Source organism: Corynebacterium sp. MSK074 (assembly GCF_030229735.1).
Lineage (GTDB): Bacteria > Actinomycetota > Actinomycetes > Mycobacteriales > Mycobacteriaceae > Corynebacterium.
Map to the genome: position 1 here is coordinate 42,751 of NZ_JASPIX010000011.1, position 25,750 is coordinate 68,500.

Consider the following 25,750-nt stretch of genomic DNA (forward strand, 5'->3'; position numbering starts at 1 on the left):
TTAAGGGCCTTATGAAGAAATCACCTGCGTGGCGTTCCGCTGTGGCCGTCCAGATTGTCTTGATTGCGGCAATCGCGGCGGCCGTTTTCATGGGCATCTATGGCGTTATCAGCTCCCACAAATCTGGTGGCGACGATACTACCGCCGCCCAGCAGCACAATAGCGGGGATACTTCAGAAACCGCCGCTCCTAAACCGGAGCCTTTCACCGCTGCGGCCGCCGGCGCTTGCTTGACGTGGGACATCGCCCAGGATGGCTCCGCCACTGGGTTCAAGGAAGTGCCGTGCTCGGAACAGCACCGCTTCGAGGTTTCCAAGACCGAAGACCTAAGCATCTACCCCACTAGCGAATTCGGCCCTGATGCCACCCGCCCAGCGCTAACCCGCCAACACCAATTGCGCGATGAGCTGTGCGAATCCGCCACTGTGGGCTACCTGCACGGTAAGTGGGATCCGAATGGTAAGTACGATGTGGCGTCCATTCTGCCGCCGCAGTCCGCCTGGGATCGCGGCGACCGCACCTTGCTGTGCGGCCTGCAAACCACCGATGATCACGGCGTACCGCAGCTTACCGTCGGCAACGTCGAGGCCTCCGAGCAGGCAAACCTCGCCAAGCCGGGCGAGTGCTTAGCCATCGATGACAAGCAGGTTCCGCACGTCGTTGACTGCGCTAAGCCCCACCAAATGGAGACCGTTTCCGTCATTGATGTGGGCAAGCAGTTCCCTGACGGCTACCCGGATGGCAAGGATATGGACAAGTTCTTATCCGATACGTGTACCGCCGCCACCGAGGACTACCTTGGCGGCGAGGAACAGCTCTACCAGTCCACGCTGCAACCATTCTGGGGCTCTATCACCGAGGCCTCGTGGAATGGCGGCACCAAGTCCGTCAATTGCTCCCTTGTGCATGCCCGCGAAGGCGGCGGTTTCTCTGCCATCACCGGTTCCGCTACCGGTGGCCGCCAAGCACTGACTATCGACGGCCAACCGCCGGAGGAACGCCCCGAGCGCAATCCACTGCGTGAGGACAAGGACAATAGTCCGGCACCCGAGTCCGCCGCCCACGCACCGGCCCCAGCGCCCTAATGGTCGAGGTATCAGAAGAGCGCTTCGATGAGATGGTCAACGAGGCGCTGGATCAAGTCCCCGAGGAATTCGTGCGCCGCATGCGCAACCTCGTCATCTTGGTCGAAGATGAAAATCCCGATAACCCTATGCTGCTAGGGCTCTACGAGGGCGTCGCACTGCCGCACCGCACCTTCGATCACACCGGTTTCCTGCCCGATGCGATCTTCATTTACCGCAACACGCTGCAGCGCTGGTCCGGCAGCGAGGAAGAATTAGCAGAGCAGGTCAAGATCACCGTATTCCACGAACTCGGCCATTACTTTGGCCTCGAAGAAGAGGAGCTGCACCGCCTGGGCTGGGGCTAGAGCTCCGTATCCGCCCACCGAGTTAACGTCCACTCACCAAAGTCCTTGCCGCGCGGTTCTATCACCATAAAGCGACAATTGGCCAGGTAGCCGGTATAGGCAAAGTCGGCATCAACACCCGTGGCGTGTTTGGTGACCACGCGGATAGCGGCGCCGTGGCTGACGAGAATGACATCGTGGTCGTCGCCAAGCTGCTTCGCAATGCCCTCCAGCACCGGCTGGTAGCGCGCCAGCACATCATCCAAGGTCTCGCCGCCCTCCATCCCGGCGCCGCGCTCGCCATCGCACCAGCCACGCATAGCCACCATGTGGGACCGATGGGCATCTTCGCTACCGTCCATCTCCCAGTCACCGGCGAAAATTTCGTGCACGCCGGAGATTACGTCAACGCGCTGGGAAAATTCCGGCATACCGCGCTCCTGCTCAAAGGCGCGTGCCGCCAGCATCGCGGTCTGCTGAGCGCGCAGGGCAATGGAGCATTTAAATTCCACCTCGCGCTCGCCCACCAACTGCGCAAGTTCCTGGCCTACCTCCGTGGCTTGGTCACGCCCGCGCTCGGTAAGCTCCGCTCCGGGCGGGCGGGTATCGAGGAAGCGGGAAATATTGGAATAGGTCTGGCCGTGGCGCAGCAGGATAATTCTTCCGGGCATGCTTCTAGATTATTGGCCCCTGCGTGCCCGCGCTACCCAATCATCCGCCGCTGCCAGATCGCGCGGTGGCTTGCCCGCCGGGGTTGCCGCCGGCCAGGAGCCAAGGAAAAGCAAGTCCTCTGCCCGCAACCACAAGGCCCGCAGTGCCTCCGCCACCGGCTGATCGTCAATGTGCCCAATGAGGTCCACGTAGAAGCGGTACGTACCAAAGGCCTCCCGCGTCGGCCGCGACTCAATCCGGGACAGGTCCACCCCGCGGTGCGCAAAGTCCTGCAACGCCCCCACCAGGCTGCCTGGCTCATTTGGCAGGGTGAAGATGACGCTGGTGCGGTCCTGGCCAGTTCGCGCAGTGGGTTTTCCCGGACGCCCCACCAGGACAAAGCGCGTTGCGGCGCCCTCGACATCTGCCACGCCCTGGGCGATGGTCTCCAGCCCAAAGATCTCGGCGGCCCGCGCCGGCGCTGCGGCCGCATCCGCTTCCCCACGGACTACAGCCTCGGCCGCGGCGGCATTGGAACTGGCCGGCACGAACTCTACCTCCGGCAAATTGTCCTTTACCCAGCCGCGGATTTGCTGGAATGCCACCGGGTGGGTGCTCAGCCGCGCAATGTCACCCGCGCCCTGCCGGGTCATGATGCTAAAAGCCACGGGGACATCCAACTCGCGGTAAATCTGCACCGGTTCGGCTTCAACGAGCGCATCAAAGGTAGTGGTGACAGCGCCATCGACGGAATTTTCAATGGCTACGCAGGCGTACTCGGCGTGCCCGGCGCGCACGGCGGCCACGGCCTCCGAAGGCGAGCCAACCGGCATGGTCTCTACCTGCGGCAGGTGCGCGGCAAACTTATGCACAGCCGCTTCCGTAAAGGTGCCGGCCGGACCGAGGAAGGCGATGGTGGTAGTCATGCACGTCACCTTAGCCCACTAGACTGGTGCCCCATGGACTTTTCCGTAGAACAACTCCGCGCGGATCTGCACGGCCTTGTCCCCGAGGAGCACGGTTTCACCTACCTGGATGTAGACCGCGAGCCCTCCGGTCGAGGCCGGCTGAGCGGCTGGGTCCTCTCCGCTAAGGATCTCTGCGATGTCCGCGGCATGCCCACTACCTTGGGAAATGTCGATCGCACTTACTACCCCGAGCGCAGCGATGCCTTTATCGAGGCCTTGGAGAAGCAGGGGGCGCGCATCATCGGGAAGTCCTCCACCCCGGAGTTGGGTCTGCGCGTGGATACGGAGCCGGTGGGCCTGCCCCATCCCGATAATCCCCTCTATCCCGGCTGCACTCCGGGTGGTTCCTCGGGCGGAGCGGCGGTACAGGTCGCGCGGGGGTTGCTGCGCGCGGCGCACGCCAGCGATGGCGGCGGTTCCATCCGAGTGCCGGCCGCGGCATGCGGCGTGGTGGGCTTTAAACCGGCAGGTGATGAACTGGGCGTGCAGGGCTTTATCACCCGGACCGTGGCCGATAATGCCTTTCTGCATGGCCACCGAATGATCACCCCGCGCGCCCGCATTGGTCTGCTGGTAGAGCCGCTGTTTTGTGATGCCAACGTCGATGCCCACCACCTGCGCGCCGCCCGCGAGGCCGCCCAACGCCTACAGGCAGCCGGCTTCACCGTGGTGCCCATTTCCCCGTATCCGCAGGCCCGAGCTACCTTTGCATATTTCCGCACGACCTTTACCTCCCGCCTGGCGGGGCTTAACCCGGCGGCGGGCTATGCGGAGTGGATTGCTAAACAGGGCCGGCGCGTTAGCGCCGCTGAGCTGGCCGCGGCGCGGGCGCATGTCCGGCAGCTACCTGGCTTGCTGGCCCAAGAGTGGGGAGTCGATACCATCCTCACCCCAATGTTGACCACGGACCCGCCGCGTATTGGTTCATTCCTTTCCCTGCCCCATGCGGAGAATTTCGCGGCCCAGACCCGGTGGTCTCCGTGGGGTTCCCTCTTCAACATGGCCCGCCTGCCAGCCATTTCCGTGCCATGGGCCGTTCCCAATCACCCGCCGGTGGGCGTGCACCTGGGAGGCATTACGCTTTCCGACGCCGCCCTGCTCGGCCTCGCCCACATCCTCCACCCATGACCAAATCCCTACGCGCCGAGCTACTCATCGTCCTCACCCTCACCTTTGGCATTTCCGGGGTGCGGGCGGTGTTGAACCTCATCAATTCCCTGGCCGCACCGCAGCGACTCGACGAGCAATCGGTCACACTCAATTCCAGCCAATCCTCCCTTGCCTGGGTGGATATGGGACTGCAGCTGTGCTCGGCCGCCGTGCTCTTTTCCTATGGAGCCTTAGCGCTTTTCCTGCTGGCCAAGGACCGCATAGTGCCCCGTGCCCACCGCGCCCGCGACTGGCTAGAAGGCGCAGGGCTTGCCGCCCTCATTGGCATCCCGGGGCTCGCCCTGTATGTCGCGGCGGTGCAATTGGGGTGGAGCAAGGAGGTCATCCCCGGCGACTTCGCCAATGCTTGGGTGGAAATCCCCGTTTCCCTCCTCAAGGCCGCTGCCAATGCCTTCGCGGAGGAAACCGTGGTGGTGATGTGGCTTATGACGCGCTTGCGCCAGGCCCGCTGGTCGCTGCCAGCAGCGCTGGCCGCAAGCTCCATTCTCCGCGGTTCTTACCACCTCTACCAGGGCGTTTCCGCTGGCTTTGGCAATATCATCATGGGTTTAATTTACGGCTATTACTACCACCGCACGGGGCGGGTATGGCCTTTGGTCATAGCGCATTTTCTTATCGACGCCATCGCTTTCGTGGGTTATTCCTTCCTGTGAAAATCCCTGTAGGGGACGTCGCGAAGCAGGCGTTGCTCCCTGCTCCTTGTAAGGTATAGCGCATGACTGAATCAGGACGAGATCCGCATCGGGAGGCCCGCCGCGCCGGCGACGACTCCTCCACTGAATTCGTCCTTGGGGCCGATGGACGTCCCCTCAAGGATCGATACGGCCGCCCCATTCGACGCCGTTCCTCCGCCCGCCCGACGCCGCGGCGCGTGGAACCCGAGCAACAATCCTTTCGCGCTCCGCAGCCACAGCAACAGCCCCCGCGTCGCACTCCGCCCCCAACGCCGAGCCGCTACCCCAGCCAGTACCGCGCGCAGCAGCGCCCGCCTCGTCGTACCGAGCCGCGCCCGGCGCCCCGGCAGCGCCCGCACAGCCGCCGCAAGAAGGTCAATCCGGCCAAGCGCGCCCTCGGGTGCGTTGGCTTGGCGCTCGTTGTCCTACTGGTATTCAATCTCGTCTTCATGTTCTGGACCGATGCCCGCCTCACCCGCGTGGAGGCGCTGCCAGAAGAACAAGTGTCTAATACCGCCGGCACCAATTGGTTGCTCGTCGGCTCCGATTCCCGCCAGGGACTCAGCGAGGAACAGCAGGCGGAGCTCGGCACCGGTGGTGATGTGGGCGAGGGCCGCACCGATACCATCATGTTGCTGCACATCCCCCGCACCGGCAAGGCCAAGCTCGTTTCCATCCCACGCGATAGCTACGTGGAAGTCCCCGGTTTTGGCATGGACAAGATCAATGCCGCCTTTACCTACGGTGGACCGCAGCTCCTTACCCAAACCGTCGAGGGCGCGACCGGTCTGCACATCGACCACTATGCCGAGATCGGTATGGGTGGCCTAGCGAATGTGGTCGACTCCGTCGGCGGCGTAGACGTGTGCGTGAAGGAACCCATCAATGACCCGCTGGCCGGCATTGATCTCCAAGATGGCTGCCAGAAGCTCAAGGGCCGCGACGCCCTCGGTTACGTGCGCACCCGCGCCACCGCCATGGGTGACCTTGACCGCGTGCAGCGACAGCGCGAATTCTTCTCCGCATTGCTGGATAAGGTTGCTTCCCCGGCCACCCTGATTAACCCATTCCGCGCCTTCTCCTTGGTCAACCACACCGCCTCCTCGTTCATCGTGGGTGAGGACGACCACGTCTGGCACCTCGCCCGCGTGGCACTAGCCATGGGCTCCGGCGTAGACACCGAGACCGTCCCCATCGGCGGTTTCCAAGATACCGAGGTAGGCAACGTCGTCCTCTGGGACGATGAAGCAGCCGCCGGGTTGTGGGATTCCCTCAAATAGCGATCAAAAATGGCCCTTCCTCTACCGGGGAAGGGCCATTTTCCTGTCTTTAGCGCAAGGTCACCTGGCGGGACTTAATGTTTTCTAGCTGCTTGCGCTCATCGGCGTTCAGCTGGGCATCATTAGAGATTTCTTCCTCCAAGGCCTTGTCCACGCGGGTGAGGTGATCCTCATAGGAAGCGTGGTCAACCTCTGGATCCAAGTCGAAGACCGGAGCGATGAGACCGTGGGTGCGGAAAACACCGGCGAACTTGGTGCCCTCGCCCAAGTTCAGCTCGCCGCGGGCGGCGACGCGCGCCAAAGCGTTCAGGAATGCGGCTTCATCATCATTCGGGCGGACCCAACGGATGTGGGCCTTGCCGCCGCCGGCATTTGCCCAAAAGGCCGCACCGGTAATGTTCTCGCCCACCTGGTAGGACTCAATGACGGAATCATTAGCGGCGCGTAGCGACTGTGCAATCTGCGGGGTGACCTGTGCTCCCTCCGGAATCCACCATTCGAAGTCCTGGTGAACCTGCACGTCGAGGGTAGCAGAGGAATCGATAAGCTCCTCCAGCTTCGGCTCCGAACCGTCGGCCGCGGTGGATTCCAGGGTGGCGCCAGGCTCATTATTCTTCACCCAATTGAGGGCAAAGGCGAGATCGCGGCCCGGGTTGTGGGTGTGGGACTGCACCTGCAGGCCCACGAAGGCATCGCCGCCAAATTCGGTGTCCCGAATAAGCGCAGCAGAAGCACCTGGCAGGACGGTGGCTACATACACGTTCTTATCGCAGCCTTTAACGTCAAGCTTGGCAAAAGCAGAGGGGACGAACTCCTGCATGGCGACCAGGGAGGCCTCCGCAGCAAGTCCGCCGTAGGGGCGGGGATCCTTTTCCAGGGCGGCGCGCTCCTTGGCGCGGGCAGCGAGCTTTGCCTGGCGGCGGGACATGCCCTCAGGCAGCTGTTCCTTGTTCTTTTTCTTCTTGGCCATGCCTCCAAGATACCTGCTTACTAGAGCTCAATGGCATGTAGGGCCACTTCGGGTTGGTTGGTAGCGAGCATATCTACCCCGTTAGCCCACGCCCACTTCATATCCTCCGGCTTGTCTACAGTCCACAGGTAGGTAGGCAATCCCTGCGCGCCGATAATTGCTGGCTGCAGCTTCGCGCGCAGCAACGATACGCCGAGCGCGGTGGGCTTGGACAGCATTACATCGGGACGGTTGACATGGCGCTCCCAATCGCGACGAAGATAAATCCGGTCCATGTGCGGCGCCAAGTTCTGCATGCGGCGGATGGCGTGGTGGGAAAAGGAAATGACGTGGATCCGGGGGTCGTCGAAAAGCCCCGCATAACGCAGGCGCAGCACCGTTTGCTCCTCCAGGATGTCACCCTGCCCGGAGGGGTGCTTAGTCTCGATATAAAGGTGGTGCGGTGTGCCCTGAAGTAGTTCCAAGAGTTCGTCGAGAAGCATCATACGCTGGCCCGAACCGATGTCAACGCCGCGCAATTCTTCCCAGTCCATCTTGGAAATGCGGCCGGGGCGCCCCGCGGTGCGGTCCAACGTGGGATCATGCTGAACCACTACTTTTCCATCGCGCGTCAAGCGCACATCGCACTCGACGCCGTGAATTGGCAAATCTAGGGCTTTTTCAAAAGCTAGAGGGGATAGCTCCGGATATTTTCCGGAGTATCCCCTATGAGCGACAATCTTCACTAGCCGAAGAACTCTTCCTTGATGTCATTCAGGGTCTTGGCAGAAGCATCGAAACGCTCCTTTTCGTGCTCATTGAGCTGCAGCTCAATCGCGCGCACGATGCCGGAGCGGTTGATGATGGCAGCGGTACCGATGTAGAGATCCTCTACACCATACTCACCCTGCAGGTAAGCAGATACTGGCAGCGCCACGTCCTGGTTCTGGATGACGGCGGCGGTGATACGGGCCAGGCCCATGCCGATACCGAAGGAAGTGGAGCCCTTAGCGTCAATGATGGAGTAGGCGGCATCGCGGGTGTCTTCGAAGATCTTCTCGATGCGCTCTGCATACTCCGGATCCGTAGCCAGTTTCTTGGACATCGGGACACCTGCGATATTCGCGGTGGAGATGGCTGGCAGCTCGGAATCGCCGTGCTCGCCCACGATGTAGGCGTGTACGGACTTCGGTGCAACATCTTCCAGCTCGCCCAGCATGTAGCGGAAACGAGCGGAGTCCAGCACAGTGCCGGAGCCGATGACGCGCTTGTGGTCTAGGCCGGAAGCCTTCCACACGGCGTAGGTCAGGATGTCCACTGGGTTGGAGGCAACCAAGAAGATGCCATCAAAGTCATTCGCCATGACATCGGAGACGATGCTGTTCATGATCTTGACGTTCTTGCCCACCAGGTCCAGGCGGGTCTCACCCGGCTTCTGTGCGGCACCGGCACAAATGACGACCATATCGGCGTCTGCGCAATCGGCGTAGGTGCCCTTGGTGACGCGGGTGCGGGTGGGGGCCCAGACAACACCGTGGTTGAGGTCCATGACGTTGCCCTCTAGCTTCTTTTCATCGATATCGATGATTGCCAAGTGGTCAACGATGCTTTGGTTGATGAGAGCGAAGGCGTAAGCGACTCCCACATCGCCGGCACCAATGAGAACTACTTTGTTTCCTACATGATTTGCCATGACCCCATTGTGCAACTCTTTGAAGATTTTTGCACGGGCTAAATCTCACACTGAAAATCCCACCGAAATCTGGGATAATCGGGCATTATGAAACGCGCACTCCGCCGCGCTGCACTAATCGCTCTTGGCGTAGCCGCGGATCTCACGCCCATCGTCCGTATGACCAGCCGGCAAACCTTACCACCCAATATGTCGGCTGGAATTTTGGGTGCGGAATTAGCTACGTGGGCTGCTGTTTCGCCCTCCTTACTTCCCCGCCCGTGGTGGGTGACCGCTGCCAACGTGGCAATCGGGCAGGGCATTGGGCATCTAGGTGCAGCGTCAACAAGCTTCGTGCTCAATAGCATTGGCAAGCGCCCGCAGGACCGCCTCGGCCCACAACATCGACAAATTATGCACCTTGCTATTGGCGCCGGGACTGCATTTAATGCCGTGCTTTCGCTGCGCAACCAGAAAAAGCAGGCGGAGTTGGTCAATAAGCAGCTCGTGCGCGGTCCCGCCACGGCGGCCATCGGCTTGGCCGCGGGCACCGCGGGCTACGGCACTCTCCTACTCATCGGGGAGGCCACGCAGCTTGCCGTCACTAAACTGTCACGCCAGCTAGGCCGCTGGGTGCCTGCACTCATTGCTTGGCCGGTGGTTACCGCGGGACTGAGCCTCACGACGTTTGCACTTTCTGACCGCGTGGTCTTTCGACGCTGGCTACGCTCGCTATCGCACCAAGCGCAGCGAATAAACAAGCAGATTTTCCCTGGAACCTCCATGCCCTGGGAACCGGAGCGCTCCGGCAGCCCATGGTCGCTCGAGCCGTGGTCGGCGCTGGGACAGCAGGGACGCCGCTTTGTCTCCAACGGCCCCCGCGCCCGCGATATCCGCACAGTAACGGGAACCGATGCAAAGGAACCCATCCGTATCTACGCCGGATACATACCAGGGCGCTCCTTCCAGCAATCCGCGGAAAAGATCCGCGCCGAACTCGAACGCACCGGTGCCCTGCGGCGCGAAACTATCGTCATCCAAATGCCCGCCGGCTCGGGATGGATCAATAACTGGGGTGCGTGCTCCTATGAGTTTTTGACCGGCGGTGATTGCGTCACCGTCACCATGCAGTATTCCTACCTGCCTTCGGTTTTTTCCTACCTCGTGGATAAGAATGCACCGAAGCAAGCGGCCCGCGAATTGATTCGGGTGGTACAAGAAGAAATAGATAGGCTGCCTAAAGAAAACCGCCCGCGGCTTTATTTCGCAGGTGAATCGCTTGGCGCCTACGCCATTATGGATAACTACCATAATGCGGAAGACCTACTTTCCTCGTGCAATGGCGCGGTCTTTTCTGGGCCCCCGCGCATGACGCACTTTACCCAGCGCCTGCGCCGGGATATTGGTTCCCTAGAACGCCTGCCCGTTATCGATGGCGGCAAGCATGTGCGCTACGCGGCGGCCCCTGACCATACGCTGCACGACGCCTTTGGCAATGACTACGCCCATACCTGGCGCCGCCCCCGCATGCTCATTGCCCAGCACGCTTCCGACGCCATCGTGTGGTGGGATCTCAACCTTCTCGTGCGCAGGCCCACCTGGATTCATGAACCGCAGCCGGAAGCGCTGCACGCGGATACCTTCCGGCAGCTGCATTGGGTTCCGTTCATTACTTGGTGGCAAATTGGCTTGGACCAGATCAATTCCCTCAACGTCCCTGGCGGGCACGGACACAACTATTTTGAGGAAATGCTCTGGTATTGGGATGAGGTCTTAGGATCCCAATCCCGCCAATCGCTCACGCCGAAGTTGGCCAAGAAGATTGCCCGCTTTATCCGGCGCGACGCTTAGTCACATTTCACCCCAGTACTGTGGTGCGGGCAGTACCCATTAGGCACCTTATATAAGTACTGCTGATGCTCATCCTCAGCCAGGTAGTACTCCCCAGAATCAGTTTCGGAGAGGAGTTTGACCTCCGTGGTGGTATCCCCGAATCCGAATTCCTTGAGTTTCTCTGCATAGGAATCTACGATGCCCTGGATTTCCGCGCGCTTTTCCTCCGTGCGTGGGTAGAAAGCAGAGCGGTATTGCGTTCCTACATCATTGCCCTGGCGAAAACCCTGCGTGGGATCGTGCGCTTCTAGGGCTTGTACGACAAGATCGCGCAGGCTGATGCGCTGCGGGTCATAGACCACCTCCACCGCCTCGGCATGGTTGGTTAGCCCACGGCACACCTCATAGTACGTGGGATTCGGGGTGGTACCGCCCGCATAGCCCACCGAGGTGGACTCCACGCCTTCGGTCTCCCAAAACATCTTCTCCGCACCCCAGAAACATCCCAACGCAATAAGAATGGAGCGCTGCCCGTCCTTCCACGGCCCGGTAATCGGTGTTCCTAGAACGGCGTGCGGGGCGGGGTCCACAATCGGCTCCGTTCGTCCCGGCAGAGCCTCGTCTGCAGCAACGAGTTTGGGCTCCGGCTTAAACATCCACATGAGGTATAGCTCCTTCCTTATTCCTTCTTCCCAACGTTGTACTGCGAAAAGCTATTCCGCGGCCAGTTAATATTCTCGCTAGTTCCACAATTCGAATTAATCATGGCGAAATCTTTCAACCGTGCCTATCATCGGGACACGTACCCGAAGAAAGGATTTAACAAATGGCTGTTTACGAACTTCCTGACCTCCCATACGCATTCGACGCACTGGAGCCACACATCTCCGCAGAGATCATGGAGCTCCACCACGATAAGCACCACGCAACCTACGTTGCTGGCGCTAACGCCGCACTCGAGGCGCTCGAGGAAGAGCGCAACGGCGAGGCTAACCCAGATCGCATCCGTGCCCTCTCCAAGAACTTGGCGTTTAACCTGGGTGGCCACACCAACCACTCCATCTTCTGGAAGAACCTGTCCCCGAACGGTGGCGGCGAGCCAACCGGCGAGCTGGCAGAGGCTATCAACCGCGACTTCGGCTCCTTTGAGAAGTTCAAGGCTCACTTCTCCGCCGCTGCTACCTCCCTGCAGGGCTCCGGCTGGGCCGTTCTGGGCTACGACCACATTGCTGGCCGCCTCATCATTGAGCAGCTGACCGACCAGCAGGGTAATACCTCCATCAACTTCACCCCGCTGCTAATGCTGGATATGTGGGAGCACGCTTTCTACCTGCAGTACAAGAACGTTAAGGCTGACTACGTTAAGGCCGTATGGAACGTCTTCAACTGGGATGACGTTGCTGAGCGCTTCGCTGCAGCCACCAAGTAACTCCTTTTAGTTACTTCGGCCGCCCCTTCGGGGCGGCTTTTTCTATGCCCGGATAAACTCCCGGAATTGCTGCACTGGGGGTGCGTCGTCCCCGGCGCGCCACACTAAACCGAGCTCGCGGTACGCCGGCGGCGTAAGGGGAATCAAACTCCCCACCTGTAGATAAGGATCATCCAACGGCAAAAGTGCCACCCCGAGTCCTGCCGCTACCAGCCCCGCAACGGTAGTAAGCTCCATCGACTCGAAGACGAGGTGCGGGCTAAAGCCAGCGTCGTCCGCAAGGGCATCGAGAAGCATGCGCGTGCCATAGCCTGGGAGCATGCCGATGAACGGTTCTGCAGCGAATTCCGCTAGTTCCACCTCCCGAAGGTTCGCTGCCCAGTGGCCTTCCGGCACCGCAAGGCCTAGTCGCTGTACCTTAATTTGGTGCCAGCCCAGAGCTGCATCAGGCCGCGGGCCCACGAGGGCAAGGTCGGATTCGCCGTTTTCCACCCTGCTCACCAGCTCCTGCGCCGCGCCTTGATGCAGGCTTATATCCACGTGCGGGTGCTGCGCGCGATAGCTCTTGAGCAGGTCCGGAACCAACCAGGTTCCCAGCGAGTGCATGAAATCTAGGCGCACGGTGCCGCGTTCTGGATCCATGAGGCGGGCAACATCGTCCCGCCCTATTTGGTAGGCGCGGAGCATTTCCCGCCCGGCTGCAGCGAAGGCCCTCCCGCGCGAGTTCACGTGCAGGGTGCGCCCAGTGCGCTCGAAAAGGCGGGCGCCAAGACTAGCTTCTACGCGCTGTACGCGGCGAGTCAGCGCGGATTGGGAGATCCCCAGTTCATCGGCCGCAGCGCCCACGCGACCATGATCCACCACGGCGAGGAAGCCGCGAACATCCTCCACATTCATGCATACTCCGCATCGATTAGTGTAATTTTCCACATTTTACACATGCTGCGTGTCCGGGCAGGCTAAATGATATGACTCGAACGCGGCGCGCTACGGTGGCCATGCTCCTTGTGGGCTTGGCTATATTCTCCAGCCTGTATTCCACCCAAGCCATTCTTCCCACGCTGGTAGACAACATGGGCCTTTCTTCCGCCGAAGCGGCCATGACCGTATCGGCCGCCACGGGCGCGCTGGCCCTATGCGTGGTGCCCGCATCGATCCTCTCCGAGCGCTTCGGCCGCGGACGCATCCTGCTTATTTCGGCCGTTTCCGCGACCGGCGTGGGGCTCATTGTTCCCCTCGCCCAGGAGGGGTGGCAGCTCATCGTGGTACGCGGCCTGCAGGGTGCGCTGCTGTCCGGCGCCCCCGCCACGGCAATGGCATGGCTTTCTGAAGAACTCGATGACAAAGCCCTGCCGCGGGCAATGGGCCTCTACATTGCAGGCACCTCCGTCGGTGGCCTTACCGGCCGCCTCATTCCCACCGGGCTGGTGGAGATTTCCACCTGGCGCTGGGCGCTTTTCGGCTCGGCGCTGGTCTCACTCGCCTTTGCCATTACGGCTTGGCTGCTGCTTCCCACCCAACGCAATTTCCGGCCTAAATCCATCCATCTCAAGACCGAAAGCCGGGCACTCTTGGGCCATTGGACCAACCGGGATTTGGCTTTGCTCTTTCTCACCGCATTCCTGTCCATGGGCACGTTTGTCTCCATGTATAACTTCTTAACCTTCCGGCTCATCGATGATTTTGGTCTGGCCCCTTCGCTAGCCGGCTTGGCTTTCCTCTTCTACCTTTCTGGCACCTGGTCCTCGGCTCGGGCTGGAGCGCTAGTGGCCCGAATCGGCCACGGAAAAACCCTGTGCGGCTCGGCCGCGCTTTTTACTGTGGGCATCGCGTTGTGTGCCGGTAACCTTCCGCTGACGCTTCTCGGAATGATCGCCTTTACCGTGGGCTTTTTCGCCGTACACTCCACCGCCTCCGGGTGGGTGGGCCAGATCGCCACCCACGACCGCGCGGAGGCCTCCTCGATGTACGTGTTCTGCTATTACTTTGGCTCTTCTGTGGTGGGCGCATGTGCCGGCTTGCTTTTCGACGCCCTGTCGTGGCCCCTCTTCATTGGCTTCTTCACCGCCGTAGCCCTCGCCCTTACTGCGCTGACTTGGACCAAGATTAAAACCGACTAAAATCGGTTTTATGCCTGAGAATAAGTGGTCGGCGCGGACATGGCACCGCAAGGCCTCCCGTCCCGTATCCCTGTGGATGATGGTCTTCATCCTCGTGGGTGCAACGCATACCTTGGTCCCGAACTACCGGTGGGTACTCATCCACCTCTTTACCCTCGGACTGGTAAGCAATAGCATCATCGTGTGGTCCCAGCACCTCACGGAGAAATTCACCCAACAGCGCCTCCCCGAATCCACTCGACCTACCCAATTGGCCCGCATCTATGGCCTCAATGCCGGAATCATCCTCGCGTTAATCGGCCAAATCCTCATGGAGTTCTGGTCCCAGCACTGGATTGTCACCCAGGTGGGCGCCACGCTCATTGCACTGATGATGCTCTGGCATGCGGTATCGCTCTTCCAGCAATGGCGCGGTGCCAAAGATAAGCGCTTCCGCCCCGTAGTGGGCGCCTATGTACTTTCCGCCCTGTGCCTGCCGGTGGGTGCCATCCTTGGCGGGCTGCTGGCCGTTTATCCCGGACATCCCACACTCCTGCTTGCCCATATAGCTGCCAATATCGGAGGATTCATCGGCTTGGCCGCGGCCGGTTCTCTCACCATCCTTTTCCCCTCCATCTGGCGGACCCAAGGTATTAATCGCCACATGCACTCCTCCTTTGCGCTGCTCGCAGTCGGTGTGGTTGCCACCATCGTGGGCGCTTTCCTCGGCTTCCCCCAGTTGGGCCTTATCGCCTACTGCTGCGGTTGGGCGCTGAGCTTGCAGCAGTGGCTCGCTAATGTACTGACGGTGGCTAAGGACCCGCGCGATCGCATCACCTTTGCCTCGGTCTCCGTACTCATGGCCTCGCTATGGCTGGTGCTGTCTTTGGTGTACTACACGGTGCAGCATTTCTTTATGCCCGAGCCGGCGCTGCCCACCCTCGCCTTGCTGGTGGGGTTTGCCGGTCAACTGCTCATCGGCGTGATGAGCTACCTCTTGCCCAGCACCATGGGTGGCGGCCCCGCTGCCGTCCGGGCGGGCTTGCAGCAACTGGACAAACTCGGCCTCCTGCGCGCCACCTTCGTCAACGGCGGCCTGCTCATCTGGATCGGCACCGATATTTCCCTGCTTAAGGTGGTCGCCTCCCTCCTGTGCATCCTGTCCCTGGCGGTCTACCCCGTGCTCATCGCCCGGGCGGTCAAGGCCCAGAAACAGGTTTTGATGAAGAAGGCGGAGGGTCCGGATCCTAAGCCCGGGCCAGAATGGAACCAGGTCTATGCGGGCATAGCGATCCTCGCAGTCATCTACGCCATATTTACAGCGCTGTAGTACCTGGCGCGCCGGCATCCATCCACTCGCGAACCGCGCGGGTGGCCTGGACGTCGCCGGAGTTATAGTCCAGCAAACGCTGCCGCGCCACGAGGTCACCGGCTAGCGCCTCGCGGCGCGCGTTCACGGATTCTTCGCCGTCGAAGTCTTCTTCTGGCCAGGTAAACCCCGCTTCTGGGGCGACTACCTTTAGGCCTAGGCCGAAGGGACCGGCGAAGGATCTTTTGACGTGGGCGAACATATCCACCCACTCCGGTGAGGAGATAAACTCTTCTACTTCCCGCTCATCCACCTCGCGGAAGCGCTGCGCGGACATGCGCATCCAATGGTTCTCACCGTGGGCCGAGTAGCAGTATGCAGCAAAGGTTTTGCCCTCCGCATGGGCTTTAGCACGCACATCCATCAGCCAGCGCCAGAAGGCCGCAAAGTTCTCTGCCTCGGCGCGCCCGCCCAACGGCTCCCACGTAACGAACGGGACGTAGTTACCGTCGTGCCAGGCCCCCCATAGGTACGCGCCCTGGTCCAGGTAAGCTTCCATGTCCACGTCTACCTCCACGTCCGCACGCGGAACGTGCACGTCGCCGCGGCGCAGCAACACCTCCCCGGCGCGCCAGGCAGCAGCAAGGCGGGAGGGTTCGCCCAGGTCGGCGTCGATAAGCGCCTGCACGGTAGTAATCCCGCGCTCGCGGTAAGGCTTAGCACGATCGCCGGACAGGAAAAGCGAAATATCATCCGCCGCCACCAGCTCCTGCTCGCACAAGGACCAAAAGCGGCAGCTCGCGCACTCCTTAACCCGCACCGGCGCGGTAGGAAGCGGCTGATTCCAGGCGCGTTCCAGATCAAACTTCGCTGTTTCCGTAAAAAATGCCCGGGTGCGGTCCTGCCCGATGGCCCCGCCCCGGCCAGAATCGAGCCCGAGATCCTGCAAAGCACGGGCGGCAAACGCTAAGCGGTAGCCATCTACCGCATGATGGCGCAGCTTATACGGCGCCTCAAGCGGCTCACTCAGGCCCAAGCGATGGGTGGGTACCGCCGGCGTCGTCTTGGTGTCATTCTTGCGGGCCACACGGTGATTGGACACGATAATTGGGGTGTACTTATCACCCTCGCGCAGCAGCAAATCTACGCGCACCATCCACTCCGCGGTGGCGAAGACCGCGTTGGTGATGTGCGTATACCCGGAAGCTAAGGCCTCAAGGGTGCGCATGGAGCGCTCCCACTCATCACCTTCCAGATCTATGCGGCGAAACCTGCCAGAGCCCTTGCGGGGAAACATCTGCATGACGGCCTCCGCTGCGGCCGCGTGGCGTTCCGCCCGGGCAATCGAGGCATGGGTACGCGGCATCTTGGGGTGCGCGCGCCGCTGCACTAAGCGGTAGCGGCACCCCACAAGATCCGAAGCAACAACCACATCCTCCACACCGGGTGAGCTTAATAGAACGGCAAGGTAAAGTTGAATCCAGACTCGATCAAACGTGAGGGAAATTTAATGAGCATTCTGAAGAAAGTTAAAAAGGCCCGCCAAGAAGCACGCGCACAGGCAAAGGCCGCCAAAACCCGCGCCAAGGCAGAGGTAAAGGCCCAGTCTAAGGACCGCCGCCGCCAGCAAAAGCTCCTGGCCAAGCAGGAAAAGCACCTCATTAAGTCGGAGGAAAAGGGCCTTAAGAAGCGCCGCAAGCACGAGGAGAAGATGGCCAAGAACGAGCTAGCCAAGCTCAAGGCCGGCCGCTTTAACTCCGATAACATCAAGCGCTATGCCGGTGCACTGCGCACCGCCGCACCCCTGCTGCTGCCGCTCCTCTACCGCGGTTACGTGGGCCTGAAGACCGAGGGCGAAAAGCGCAAGGCCGCTAAGGCGGGCGTGAGCTCGGATCAGATGGCTTCCTTCTCCGGCTACGGTGCGCCGCTCAAGGCCCGCACCGCCGGCATCCGCAACTCCCTCGATAACACGGACGTTCCGGCCGGCTTCAAACGCGATGTGCGTGACCGTCTGCAAGAAGTAGACTCCGCCATCGATAATGCCGAGTTCATGACCGAACAGCAGCGTCGCCGCGCTCACAAGACCATTAGCTCGGAAATTGACTCCATTACTGCGGAAATCCAGCAGCGCCTGGCCCAGTAAAAGAGATACACGCCGCCACCGCCTCCTATTCGGTGGTGGCGTTTAATTATTTTCTATAAAGATCCGGGATTTTTCGGGAAAAGTATTTTCGGCCAGAAAAGTTGCTGATCATCTTCTCACCGCCCTACCCCTTTAACACCGTTTATGCTCTCTGTACTTGGTGCAATTTTTAAAATTGGAGGAAATACGTCCCGCCGTGAAGTGACCCAATTTTACGACGATTTGGACCACACCCTAATCCCTGAAGACCAGCTAGAAGTCGTTCGCTTCAGCGTAAACGGTCAAAATTACCGTATCGATCTCGCCACGGATAACGCGCGGCATTTCCATAATCTGCTCGCCCCCTACGTGGACGCCGCCCGCATAGCCCCCGCGCTCGATGCGCAGCGGGCAAGCCCCAGCCACATCCGCGAATGGGCCCGCACCCAAAGCCTGCCAGTGGCGCACCGCGGAAAGATCCCCCAGGACGTTATCGAGGCGCATAACGCCGCTAATTAAAGCACGCCTTGCTCGCGCGCTGCCGCCACAGCAGAGGTGCGCGAGCGCACGCCCAACTTGTCATAAATGTGCACAAGGTGGGACTTTACCGTAGCCTCAGACAGCATGAGGTCCTGGCCAATCTGCCGGTTCGACGCCCCCGCTGCTACCAGCTGCAAGACCTCGAGCTCACGCGGCGTGAGCGAGGTGCGTGGCGTACGCACGCGAGTCATCAGCCTATCGGCCACGATGGGAGATAGCGCCGAATCACCCTCCGCAGTCGAGCGCACTGCGGCAAGCAGCTCCTGCGGAGGAGCATCCTTGAGCAAATAGCCCACGGCGCCGGCTTCGATAGCGCCGAGAATATCCGCATCAGTGTCATAGTTGGTAACCACGAGGACCTTGGGCGGGGTGGCCATCGCGGAGCGAATCTGCGCGGTTGCCTCCGCGCCGCCCATAACGCGGGTCCCTTCCACACCCGCGCCGAAGCGCAGGTCCATCAAAATGACATCGATGCCACCCGCCTGCGCTGCCGACACCGCAGCTTCGGCCGTAGCGACCTCCCCTACGACGTCGATATCCTCTGCGCCCTCGAGCACGGACCGCAGACCCAGCCGGACGATTTCGTGGTCATCTGCCAATAGGACCCGAATCACGACATTCCTCCTATCGATGTCATTGTCAACCAAAAGTTTAATCTACCCGGTTGCCTAAGGGCATACTAGCTGACACGGCAGTGCCCTCCCCCGGCGCGGATTCAACAACGACCTCCCCACCTAGCTCTTGTGCGCGGCGCCTAATTGCGGCCAACCCAATATGCCCCAGTCCAGCCGGGGCACTTTCCACCGCGGCCGGATCAAAGCCTTTGCCGTTATCCACCACATCCAGGCGCACCTCATCGCCCTCATAGGTCACCGTGATCCGGGCGCGGCTTGCTTCTGCATGCTTGACGACGTTCCCCACAGCGCCCTGCGCAATCCGCAGCAGCGCCGCCTCTACCTTCATGGGCAGCTGCTGTACCTCTCCTTCAGATTCCACCTCGACGTGGATATCTCCAGTAGTGCCGAAATTTTCCGCCATACGGGTCAACGCGGCCTCAAGGGATGCCTCATTGAGCGTCGGCGGCTGCAAAGCAGCAATCATTGCCCGTGCTTCGTGCAAGTTATCCGCGGCCGTCCTGCGGGCCAGCTCGATGCGCTCTCGCGCTTTGCTCGCGTCCTGCTTATCCAGATCACGGTCCGCCGAATGCAGGAGCATTTGAATGGAAGACAGTCCCTGGGCAAGGGTGTCATGAATCTCGTGCGCAATGCGCTGACGTTCGGCCACCATGCCGGCATCGCGCTCCGTGGCTGCCAGCTGTGAACGGGTTTCAATCAACTCTTTATTCATCCGCGACAGCGACCGGAAGGCGTAGGTGATTGCTATCGTCACCAGCGCCGAGACCGCCGGCCCCATGACACCGCCAAACGTCAGACCCTGCGGAATCTGCACCACCACGGTGATGATCGAGGCAACGATGACGCACGCGATGCCCGCCGCCATGTCCAGCACCGTGAGGTACAAAAAGAACATGGCGAAGACCAAATAGATTGCTGCCGGTGCTACGAACAGGTCCGCCACCCACAGCACCGAGAGTATACACAGCCACAGGTAGCGCACAGGCCGGGCCCAATATTCCCCGTATACCGAGCCTGCGAAGTACACGGCCGCAAAGCCCACCAAAAGCAGCAGGTTGATGATTGCTTGCGAAAGCGGCATCCGCGCGGAAGTAAAAATGCCTACCACCAGCAGGCCAGCGGTCAGGATATGGATGCCGGTGCGCAACGCATCGGTATCCCGGTCTATTGTGGAGCTCATGCGCAAAAGCCTACTTCCCCTACTCGCCCTAGCCACCTTTGGGATCGCCGGCTGCGATTCATCCGCACCCACCCCTGCACCCACCACCACGGTGACTCCGGAGGCTTCGGAGGCACCGGAGGTTAACGTCGCCCAAACCGCGGAAGTCAATGACTGGAGCGATTGCCCCTACATCGGCCCCGGCTGGCTCGAAGAAACCAACGGCCAGCGCCTGACCAAGCAGGGCATCGACACGCGCTTTCCCACCCCGGCCTGCGTCTTTTGGTCCTACCAGGACGAGCCACAGGCCACCGTCATCGTGCGCGATATGCCCACGGTCGACGACGCCCGCGCCGCAGTGGATTGGGCCGCGCCTATCGACGCCACCGAACCCGCCTCCTTCGACGGCTGGGAAGGCGGTCGGGGCGTAGTCAATGAGCATGCCGTGTACGCGGTGCAAAAGGACACGCACGCGGTACTGGTGTGGAGCAACCAGCAACAAACCGTGAAGTCAGAGCAAATCGCCCACGAAGCGATCGCCAACTTGGGCCTTTAAACCGCGACGTCGTTATACGGCATCATCGGCGACAGCCACGGGAATACCACTTCCATCAGCAGGAAAAAGACTCCCACCGCAATAGCAATGGCCAAGATGACCTTCACCGGCGTCGGCCCCGGCAAGAGATTCCACAAAGCGCGATACATTATTTCTCCTCTTTTTCTACTTCCATAGCGTGCACAATCATGCGCTCCGCGTTGGAAAACTGCGGGTGACACGTGGTCAAGGTCAAGATCTCGCGGCTCGGTTCGGCGTCCGACTCTGGCACGGGGTTAGTCACCGAGACGTCGCCAGGCGTCGTAATATGCCGACCAGCCACATGGGAATACTCCGGCGGAATTCCATTGAAACAATCCGCCTGCTCGCCATCGATGGGCAATACGCGATAGGTAATTCGCTCCTTCTGCGTTTCCACCACGATGTCATCGCAGGTCTCTAGCTTGCCCAAGTCATTAAAGGGAGCCCCCTTGCCCACGCGGTGGCCCGCAACCGCAAAGTTGCCCATCTCTCCCGGCATCTGGGAATCCACGTAGCGGCCAGGGCCGCGCAGCAGGTCATCTTCATTGGTGCCCTCAATGATGGCGAAGCGGTAGTCAGAACCGAACGTGGGAATGTACAGCTGCGCGAACGCCTCACCCAACTCCGGCTCCAACTTCTGCCGGGGATTGCGCCATTGCTCTTCGAGGTGGGCGCTCGCCTCCTCCTGCAGCTGACCGGATTCTACATTTGTCCAATAGGCTTCATAGAATGCAAAGAGTAAAAGAACCACGCCAATGGTTAGCATGAGTTCCCCAAGAACTTTAGTCATGCCTTAAACCATACTGCCCATGAAAGGTTGAGCATGTACGAAGTCTTCATGTACCCAGTTTCCGGAATCATGAAATTCTGGCACTGGCTCATCAGCAGCTTCGTCGGTGAATCTACGGCCTGGCTGATTTCCATCATCCTGCTGGTTATCACCGTGCGCGGCGTCGTTGTTCCCTTGAACTGGATATCCGTACGCTCCGCCCGCATCGGCGCACTCATCCGCCCGGAGAATAACCGCATCAAAAAGCAGATGAATAACGCCACCACCACCGAAGAGATGGCGGAGCTCATGCAAGAGGAAAAGAACCTCATGAAGAGCTATAACTACAACCCCGCAGCAGGTTGTGTTCCCCCGCTCATCATGATTCCGGCCTTCATCGGCCTTTATCAAGTGCTCCTGCGCATGTCCAATATTGAGCGCGGCTCCACCACCGTGGGCATGCTGAATGCCTCCGACGTCTCGGCCTTCCGCGAAACCACCTTCTACGGCGCTCCGCTGACGGATTTCGCCCGCGAGCACGGCGACCTCATCAATCCCATCCTCATTGCCGCCATCGCCTTTACCATGGCTAATTCCGTCATTTCCCTCGTGCGCAGTTTCCGCACCACTCAATTTGATCAGAAGGTCAACCGCCGCGTCTTTATTCTCATGGGCTTTTTGCTGCTGGTAATCCCTTTCTTCCTGTGGCACCTGGCCCAAACTGGACCTATCCCAGTAGCCATCATTCTGTACTGGGGATGCGCATATCTCTTCATGCTGATCCAAACCGCTATCTTTGAGATCATTTTGCACCGCGACTACCCGCTTACTGAGGATGTCCACGCTATGCGCCGCGAAAGCATTCGTCGCTGGCGCAAGCGCGAAAAAGAACCCGCCCTCTCCAAGGAGGAGAAGAAGCGGGTCAGCCAGCTACGTATGGAGGCCCGAAAGTACCTTAAATCGAATAATCAGCAGGGGGAGCAGAAAGCATCTGAGTAGCTAGGTCGCGGGCCGTCTGCAGCGGCCCAATCTCCTTGGTGAGCCGAGCACCCGCACGGCCGCCATCCAAGAAAATCAGCAGCTGGCTCGCCTGCGAGGACGATGGGTAACCATTGCGCTCTGTTAGCAAGGCCGTCAGGGTGGAGTGCACCCAATTACGGTGTTCAACGCAGGCAGCCACGATACCGTGTTCCGCCTCGGTTTCTGGGCGCGGATACTCTCCGGCCGCATTCAAGAAATGAGAGCCGCGGAATTCCTGCTGGGGTTCTTCCTCGATCGCCTTATCAAAAAAGGCCAGGATCTTTTGATCCGGATCCGTCATCTCCGCGGTACGCTGTTCCCAATCTTGGCGGAACTTCTCATCCAAAGATTCTACATAAGCGATAACGAGCGCGTCTTTGGAACCAAATAAGGAGTACAAAGAAGCTTTAGCCACATCCGCCTCGCGCAGGATGCGGTCAATTCCGATGACACGAATGCCTTCGGTGGTAAAAAGCTTGGTCGCCGATTCCAGCAGCCGGCTGCGCGGGCTGGGCCGATTACGGCGCGACTTCTTCTCTGCCATGGGTTCCTCTCTAAAACGACAAAGCCGGTTCATCTATACTTTATAGACAAACCGGTTTGTACGCGAATTAAATTCGGGCTACTTCTTGATGAGCCCCACGATCCACAACAGGATACAAGCACCACCCGTAGCGGCAATCAAGGAGAAGATCCATCCACCTTCCTCAATATTCAGGAAGTGGATAATCATTCCGCCGATAATGCCACCCAGCACACCGACAAAAAGGTTGGTCAGCAGGCCGTGGTCGCGCTTCATAATCTTTTCTGCCAGCCAGCCGGCAATGATACCGATGATAATCGAGCTAAAGAGCCCCAAACCCAAATTCATGCAATCCTCCTAAATTAGCGGTCATACCTTAGCGTACACGAGCGCACACTACCTAAGGCGGCTCCACAACAACAAGAGCGCCCCGCCCTTGTGGGCGAAGCGCTCTATGAACAGCAGTTTTTAGCTTTCCTCATCCGGACGGACAACCATCATCGGGCACGGTGCGGACTGCAACAGTGCGCGAGAGGTCGAGCCCAGGAGCATACCTTTAAAGCCGCCACGACCGTGCGAACCAACAACCAAAAGCTGCGCGCCTTCTGCAGCCTCAGTCAAAGCGCTTACTGGACGATCGCGGGTGATGAGCTTCTTTACCTCAACCTCCGGATACTCCTCGCGTGGCTCCTTCAGATTCTCGGTCAGAAGCTCGCTCTGCTCCTTTTCAATATCAGCCCACTCGGACTGAGCGGCCGACAGACCCGCCAAGGAAGCCTGCACCTGCATATCCATCCAAGTATGCACGGCAATCAAAGCAGCACCGCGGGCCTGTGCCTCGCGGAAGGCATAAGCCGTAGCCTTCTGCGAAACCTCGGAACCATCCACGCCAACAACGACCGGGCCGTACTTGGTGGAGTCCGTAACATGATTATCCTCGCGAACGACGACCACCGGGCAAGAGGCGTGGGATACTACCGAAGCGGAGACGGAACCCATCACCATGCCGGATAGGCCACCCATGCCGCGAGAGCCCATAACAATCATGGTGACATCGTGCGACATTTCTAGCAGCATGTCGATCGGGGAGCCCTCGGCCACGGTGTGACCAATCTTCAGCTCTGGGGCTACCTCATGAGCGATGGCGCGGGCTTCCTCGATCTTCTCGAGGGTCTCGGCCTGCAAGTCGTCAAAAAGCTCCTTAGGCGGAACCATGCCCTCCGCGTACAGGAACTGTGGCATGGTGTAGCTGGATGCGATTCGCAGCGGAATCTCGCGCTTCATAGCCGTATTTGCGGCCCAACGTACTGCATTCTTGGATGCATCCGAACCGTCAACGGCAACGACTACAATGTCTTCCTTAGCCATGATGTGTCCTTTCGGTGGTTATACCTTAATTGTAGTACGGATTAGGCTTGAGGGTTGACGGTTGCAGCCTCGGAATTCGACGGGAACATAACGGTGTACACAAACTCCAGGACGGTGCGGATTACGGCGCCAATACCTTCAGAGAAAAAGGCAACAACCGGTTCAATGAGAGAGTTAAAATCCATGAACAAAACATTAATACATCGCCAAAAAGGTTTCACGCCTTTGCCAATTAAAGACGGCCTGAATCCAACCCGCGTGCGCACTCCCGAGGCAGGCATAACAGCCTGGGATTTTCTAAGTGCAGTCATTTCGGCACAACGCCACCGACATCCCGACGACGACGCCTCGGCGCTCCAAGCGCGTTTCGACTCTGGCGAGGTAGTTCTACGCAATCAAACCAAGCTCCGACCGGACTCGATATTGAGCCAGGACGAGGACGTCTTCTTCTATCGGATGCCGGCACCCGAAACACCGGTGCCTTACGACGTCCCCATTCTCTTCGAGGATGAACATATCCTCGTCGCCGATAAGCCGCCGTTTATGGCAACCATGCCTCGCGCACGCCACATCGTACAGACCGCTACAGTCCAACTGCGGCGAATGACAGGTAACGACGAGCTCGCACCGGCGCACCGCCTCGACAGACTTACCTCGGGAATTTTGTTATTCACCAAGCATCGCGATGTTCGGGGCGCCTACCAAACCCTCTTCGCGGAAAAGAAGGTACAAAAAACCTATCAGGCGATCGCCGAATACCGCCGCTTTCCGACGCCCCTACAGTGGGCCTCCCACCTCACTAAGACCCCCGGCGAAATCCAGGGCCGCGTAGGCGATGGCAGCCCCAACGCGTTTACTACTCTGGCTGCAGTAGAACTAATAGATAACGCGCCGTATGAAAAAATCCACGGTGTCCTGCCGCAATTAGGCAAATACACACTCAAACCCACCACGGGCAAGACCCATCAATTGCGTCTCCACATGTGGCAGGCTGGTATACCAATCTTGGGTGATCCTGTCTATCCAGAAATCTTCCCTGAAGACGCGGAGGATATGCGGATCCCAATGCACCTCACAGCAACGCACATCGAATTCACTGACCCGCTCAGCGGGAAATACCGGGAGTTTGAGTCCGCCCTTCCCCTCTACACGCACCGCTTAATCGATCACACGTAGCCGTCATATTATTTATTGTGTAGCCCGTGAAACTGTCACGTGGCGAAAAATAGAACCAAGACAGACGCTTTATACGATTGGATAAGTGGAAGTCACCGAGGCATTCCTTATCCTTAGATCCCCAGGAATAAGCACAGCTGGGTGCGGGGACACAACAAGTTGCGAGTCCTGAAGTGTTCTCTTGGGGCGTCTCATGCCTATAAACTTCAGCGACGAGGAGAAACGGCGGCATGCAGCTCGCCAGGAGTTCCGTCCAGCAACGACGGCTTCCGTAAAACGTGAAAAATGGGAAGAGGACGGTGGTTGTCCGTCCTCTTCCCTTTGAATATTGAGTTGTTGTGTTGTTTGGTGTCGGCGGTGACTTACTCTCCCACAACCTCCCGGTTGCAGTACCATCAGCGTGTGCAGGCTTAGCT

30 protein-coding genes are annotated in these 25,750 nt (G+C 59.7%); 14 read left to right on the forward strand and 16 right to left on the reverse strand.

What is annotated here, in order from left to right:
* The first annotated feature begins 11 nt into the window (after window positions 1-11).
* Complete coding sequence (locus tag QP965_RS09285; protein WP_284844743.1) at window positions 12-1,085, forward strand: septum formation family protein; 1,074 nt, start codon at window positions 12-14, stop codon at window positions 1,083-1,085.
* Window positions 1,085-1,432 carry a metallopeptidase family protein gene (locus QP965_RS09290; RefSeq protein WP_239278618.1) on the forward strand — a complete coding sequence of 116 codons (348 nt, stop codon included), beginning with the start codon at window positions 1,085-1,087 and terminating at the stop codon, window positions 1,430-1,432. The genes QP965_RS09285 and QP965_RS09290 overlap by 1 nt, the downstream gene beginning before the upstream one ends.
* Here the strand turns inward: QP965_RS09290 and QP965_RS09295 are convergent.
* Both QP965_RS09295 and pheA read right to left on the reverse strand, forming a co-directional pair.
* Window positions 1,429-2,082, reverse strand: coding sequence for a histidine phosphatase family protein (locus QP965_RS09295; protein ID WP_239278620.1), 654 nt, complete (start codon window positions 2,080-2,082; stop codon window positions 1,429-1,431). The two genes, QP965_RS09290 and QP965_RS09295, sit on opposite strands and share 4 nt — an antisense overlap.
* Before the next feature lie 9 nt (window positions 2,083-2,091).
* Window positions 2,092-2,988, reverse strand: a complete 897-nt coding sequence (gene pheA / locus QP965_RS09300; RefSeq protein ID WP_284844744.1) for a prephenate dehydratase — start codon at window positions 2,986-2,988, stop codon at window positions 2,092-2,094.
* Window positions 2,989-3,021: 33 nt separating this feature from the next.
* Here pheA and QP965_RS09305 point away from each other — a divergent pair, with 33 nt between their 5' ends.
* The 3 genes from QP965_RS09305 to QP965_RS09315 all read left to right on the forward strand — a co-directional run bounded on the left by QP965_RS09305 (window position 3,022) and on the right by QP965_RS09315 (window position 6,154).
* Window positions 3,022-4,158, forward strand: a complete 1,137-nt coding sequence (locus QP965_RS09305) for an amidase (RefSeq protein ID WP_284844745.1) — start codon at window positions 3,022-3,024, stop codon at window positions 4,156-4,158.
* Window positions 4,155-4,853 (forward strand): CPBP family intramembrane glutamic endopeptidase, encoded by a 699-nt coding sequence (locus QP965_RS09310; RefSeq protein WP_284844746.1) that lies wholly within the window; start codon window positions 4,155-4,157, stop codon window positions 4,851-4,853. Before QP965_RS09305 ends, QP965_RS09310 begins: the two co-directional genes overlap by 4 nt.
* A 62-nt stretch (window positions 4,854-4,915) precedes the next feature.
* Complete coding sequence (locus QP965_RS09315; protein WP_284844747.1) at window positions 4,916-6,154, forward strand: LCP family protein; 1,239 nt, start codon at window positions 4,916-4,918, stop codon at window positions 6,152-6,154.
* Between the two features lie 49 nt (window positions 6,155-6,203).
* On the opposite strand, the gene QP965_RS09320 is transcribed toward QP965_RS09315, so the two are convergent.
* Genes QP965_RS09320 through QP965_RS09330 form a run of 3 tightly spaced genes read right to left on the reverse strand, consistent with a single transcriptional unit; the run spans window position 6,204 to window position 8,796 of the window.
* Window positions 6,204-7,124 carry a DUF5926 family protein gene (locus QP965_RS09320; RefSeq protein ID WP_284844748.1) on the reverse strand — a complete coding sequence of 307 codons (921 nt, stop codon included), beginning with the start codon at window positions 7,122-7,124 and terminating at the stop codon, window positions 6,204-6,206.
* Window positions 7,125-7,144: 20 nt separating this feature from the next.
* The gene (locus QP965_RS09325; RefSeq protein ID WP_239278628.1) at window positions 7,145-7,849 is read right to left on the reverse strand and encodes a glycerophosphodiester phosphodiesterase family protein; all 705 of its coding nucleotides are present in this window, start codon (window positions 7,847-7,849) and stop codon (window positions 7,145-7,147) included.
* Window positions 7,849-8,796, reverse strand: a complete 948-nt coding sequence (locus tag QP965_RS09330; protein WP_284844749.1) for an L-lactate dehydrogenase — start codon at window positions 8,794-8,796, stop codon at window positions 7,849-7,851. Before QP965_RS09330 ends, QP965_RS09325 begins: the two co-directional genes overlap by 1 nt.
* An 87-nt stretch (window positions 8,797-8,883) precedes the next feature.
* Between QP965_RS09330 and QP965_RS09335 the strand changes: the two genes are divergently transcribed.
* On the forward strand, window positions 8,884-10,626 hold the full coding sequence (locus QP965_RS09335) for an alpha/beta-hydrolase family protein (RefSeq protein WP_284844750.1): 1,743 nt from the start codon (window positions 8,884-8,886) through the stop codon (window positions 10,624-10,626).
* On the opposite strand, the gene msrA is transcribed toward QP965_RS09335, so the two are convergent.
* Entirely contained in the window at window positions 10,623-11,270 is a 648-nt protein-coding gene (gene msrA, locus QP965_RS09340; RefSeq protein WP_284844751.1) for a peptide-methionine (S)-S-oxide reductase MsrA, read from the reverse strand. The genes QP965_RS09335 and msrA overlap by 4 nt on opposite strands.
* 164 nt (window positions 11,271-11,434) lie before the next feature.
* Between msrA and QP965_RS09345 the strand changes: the two genes are divergently transcribed.
* Complete coding sequence (locus QP965_RS09345; RefSeq protein ID WP_005325362.1) at window positions 11,435-12,037, forward strand: superoxide dismutase; 603 nt, start codon at window positions 11,435-11,437, stop codon at window positions 12,035-12,037.
* Between the two features lie 42 nt (window positions 12,038-12,079).
* Here the strand turns inward: QP965_RS09345 and QP965_RS09350 are convergent, their stop codons facing one another.
* Window positions 12,080-12,934 carry a LysR family transcriptional regulator gene (locus QP965_RS09350; protein ID WP_284844752.1) on the reverse strand — a complete coding sequence of 285 codons (855 nt, stop codon included), beginning with the start codon at window positions 12,932-12,934 and terminating at the stop codon, window positions 12,080-12,082.
* 71 nt (window positions 12,935-13,005) lie between these two features.
* Between QP965_RS09350 and QP965_RS09355 the strand changes: the two genes are divergently transcribed.
* Together QP965_RS09355 and QP965_RS09360 are read left to right on the forward strand one after the other, a co-directional pair.
* Window positions 13,006-14,157, forward strand: a complete 1,152-nt coding sequence (locus tag QP965_RS09355) for an MFS transporter (RefSeq protein WP_284844753.1) — start codon at window positions 13,006-13,008, stop codon at window positions 14,155-14,157.
* Between the two features lie 10 nt (window positions 14,158-14,167).
* Window positions 14,168-15,466: a copper oxidase gene (locus tag QP965_RS09360; protein WP_284844754.1), complete on the forward strand. Its 1,299-nt coding sequence runs from the start codon at window positions 14,168-14,170 to the stop codon at window positions 15,464-15,466.
* Here the strand turns inward: QP965_RS09360 and QP965_RS09365 are convergent.
* Complete coding sequence (locus tag QP965_RS09365; protein WP_284844755.1) at window positions 15,453-16,886, reverse strand: TM0106 family RecB-like putative nuclease; 1,434 nt, start codon at window positions 16,884-16,886, stop codon at window positions 15,453-15,455. The genes QP965_RS09360 and QP965_RS09365 overlap by 14 nt on opposite strands.
* 69 nt (window positions 16,887-16,955) lie before the next feature.
* On the opposite strand from QP965_RS09365, the gene QP965_RS09370 reads away from it, so the two are divergent.
* Both QP965_RS09370 and QP965_RS09375 read left to right on the forward strand, forming a co-directional pair.
* The gene (locus QP965_RS09370; RefSeq protein WP_284767268.1) at window positions 16,956-17,588 is read left to right on the forward strand and encodes a DUF6474 family protein; all 633 of its coding nucleotides are present in this window, start codon (window positions 16,956-16,958) and stop codon (window positions 17,586-17,588) included.
* Window positions 17,589-17,789: 201 nt separating this feature from the next.
* A complete protein-coding gene (locus tag QP965_RS09375) occupies window positions 17,790-18,086 on the forward strand; it encodes a histone-like nucleoid-structuring protein Lsr2 (RefSeq protein WP_350309477.1) in 297 nt (98 codons plus the stop codon).
* Here the strand turns inward: QP965_RS09375 and QP965_RS09380 are convergent.
* On the reverse strand, window positions 18,083-18,721 hold the full coding sequence (locus QP965_RS09380) for a LuxR C-terminal-related transcriptional regulator (protein WP_023020112.1): 639 nt from the start codon (window positions 18,719-18,721) through the stop codon (window positions 18,083-18,085). The two genes, QP965_RS09375 and QP965_RS09380, sit on opposite strands and share 4 nt — an antisense overlap.
* A gap of 37 nt (window positions 18,722-18,758) precedes the next feature.
* Entirely contained in the window at window positions 18,759-19,922 is a 1,164-nt protein-coding gene (locus QP965_RS09385; RefSeq protein ID WP_284844757.1) for a sensor histidine kinase, read from the reverse strand.
* Here QP965_RS09385 and QP965_RS09390 point away from each other — a divergent pair.
* Window positions 19,921-20,457 (forward strand): DUF2020 domain-containing protein, encoded by a 537-nt coding sequence (locus QP965_RS09390; RefSeq protein ID WP_239278638.1) that lies wholly within the window; start codon window positions 19,921-19,923, stop codon window positions 20,455-20,457. The genes QP965_RS09385 and QP965_RS09390 overlap by 2 nt on opposite strands.
* Here QP965_RS09390 and QP965_RS09395 read toward each other — a convergent pair.
* Both QP965_RS09395 and QP965_RS09400 read right to left on the reverse strand, forming a co-directional pair.
* The gene (locus tag QP965_RS09395; protein ID WP_049377502.1) at window positions 20,454-20,606 is read right to left on the reverse strand and encodes a hypothetical protein; all 153 of its coding nucleotides are present in this window, start codon (window positions 20,604-20,606) and stop codon (window positions 20,454-20,456) included. The two genes, QP965_RS09390 and QP965_RS09395, sit on opposite strands and share 4 nt — an antisense overlap.
* Window positions 20,606-21,268, reverse strand: a complete 663-nt coding sequence (locus tag QP965_RS09400; protein WP_005325345.1) for a class E sortase — start codon at window positions 21,266-21,268, stop codon at window positions 20,606-20,608. The genes QP965_RS09395 and QP965_RS09400 overlap by 1 nt, the downstream gene beginning before the upstream one ends.
* Window positions 21,269-21,301: 33 nt before the next feature.
* Between QP965_RS09400 and yidC the strand changes: the two genes are divergently transcribed.
* A complete protein-coding gene (yidC, locus tag QP965_RS09405; RefSeq protein ID WP_005325343.1) occupies window positions 21,302-22,246 on the forward strand; it encodes a membrane protein insertase YidC in 945 nt (314 codons plus the stop codon).
* Here the strand turns inward: yidC and QP965_RS09410 are convergent.
* The 4 genes from QP965_RS09410 to QP965_RS09425 form a co-directional block, all read right to left on the reverse strand.
* Window positions 22,203-22,811 carry a TetR/AcrR family transcriptional regulator gene (locus QP965_RS09410; protein WP_284844758.1) on the reverse strand — a complete coding sequence of 203 codons (609 nt, stop codon included), beginning with the start codon at window positions 22,809-22,811 and terminating at the stop codon, window positions 22,203-22,205. The two genes, yidC and QP965_RS09410, sit on opposite strands and share 44 nt — an antisense overlap.
* A gap of 78 nt (window positions 22,812-22,889) precedes the next feature.
* Entirely contained in the window at window positions 22,890-23,138 is a 249-nt protein-coding gene (locus tag QP965_RS09415) for a GlsB/YeaQ/YmgE family stress response membrane protein (RefSeq protein ID WP_284844759.1), read from the reverse strand.
* 120 nt (window positions 23,139-23,258) lie between these two features.
* Entirely contained in the window at window positions 23,259-24,158 is a 900-nt protein-coding gene (locus QP965_RS09420; RefSeq protein WP_005325338.1) for a universal stress protein, read from the reverse strand.
* Between the two features lie 41 nt (window positions 24,159-24,199).
* Entirely contained in the window at window positions 24,200-24,343 is a 144-nt protein-coding gene (locus tag QP965_RS09425) for a hypothetical protein (RefSeq protein WP_005325337.1), read from the reverse strand.
* On the opposite strand from QP965_RS09425, the gene QP965_RS09430 reads away from it, so the two are divergent.
* Complete coding sequence (locus QP965_RS09430; protein WP_502869260.1) at window positions 24,324-25,334, forward strand: pseudouridine synthase; 1,011 nt, start codon at window positions 24,324-24,326, stop codon at window positions 25,332-25,334. The genes QP965_RS09425 and QP965_RS09430 overlap by 20 nt on opposite strands.
* The last annotated feature ends 416 nt before the right edge of the window (window positions 25,335-25,750 follow it).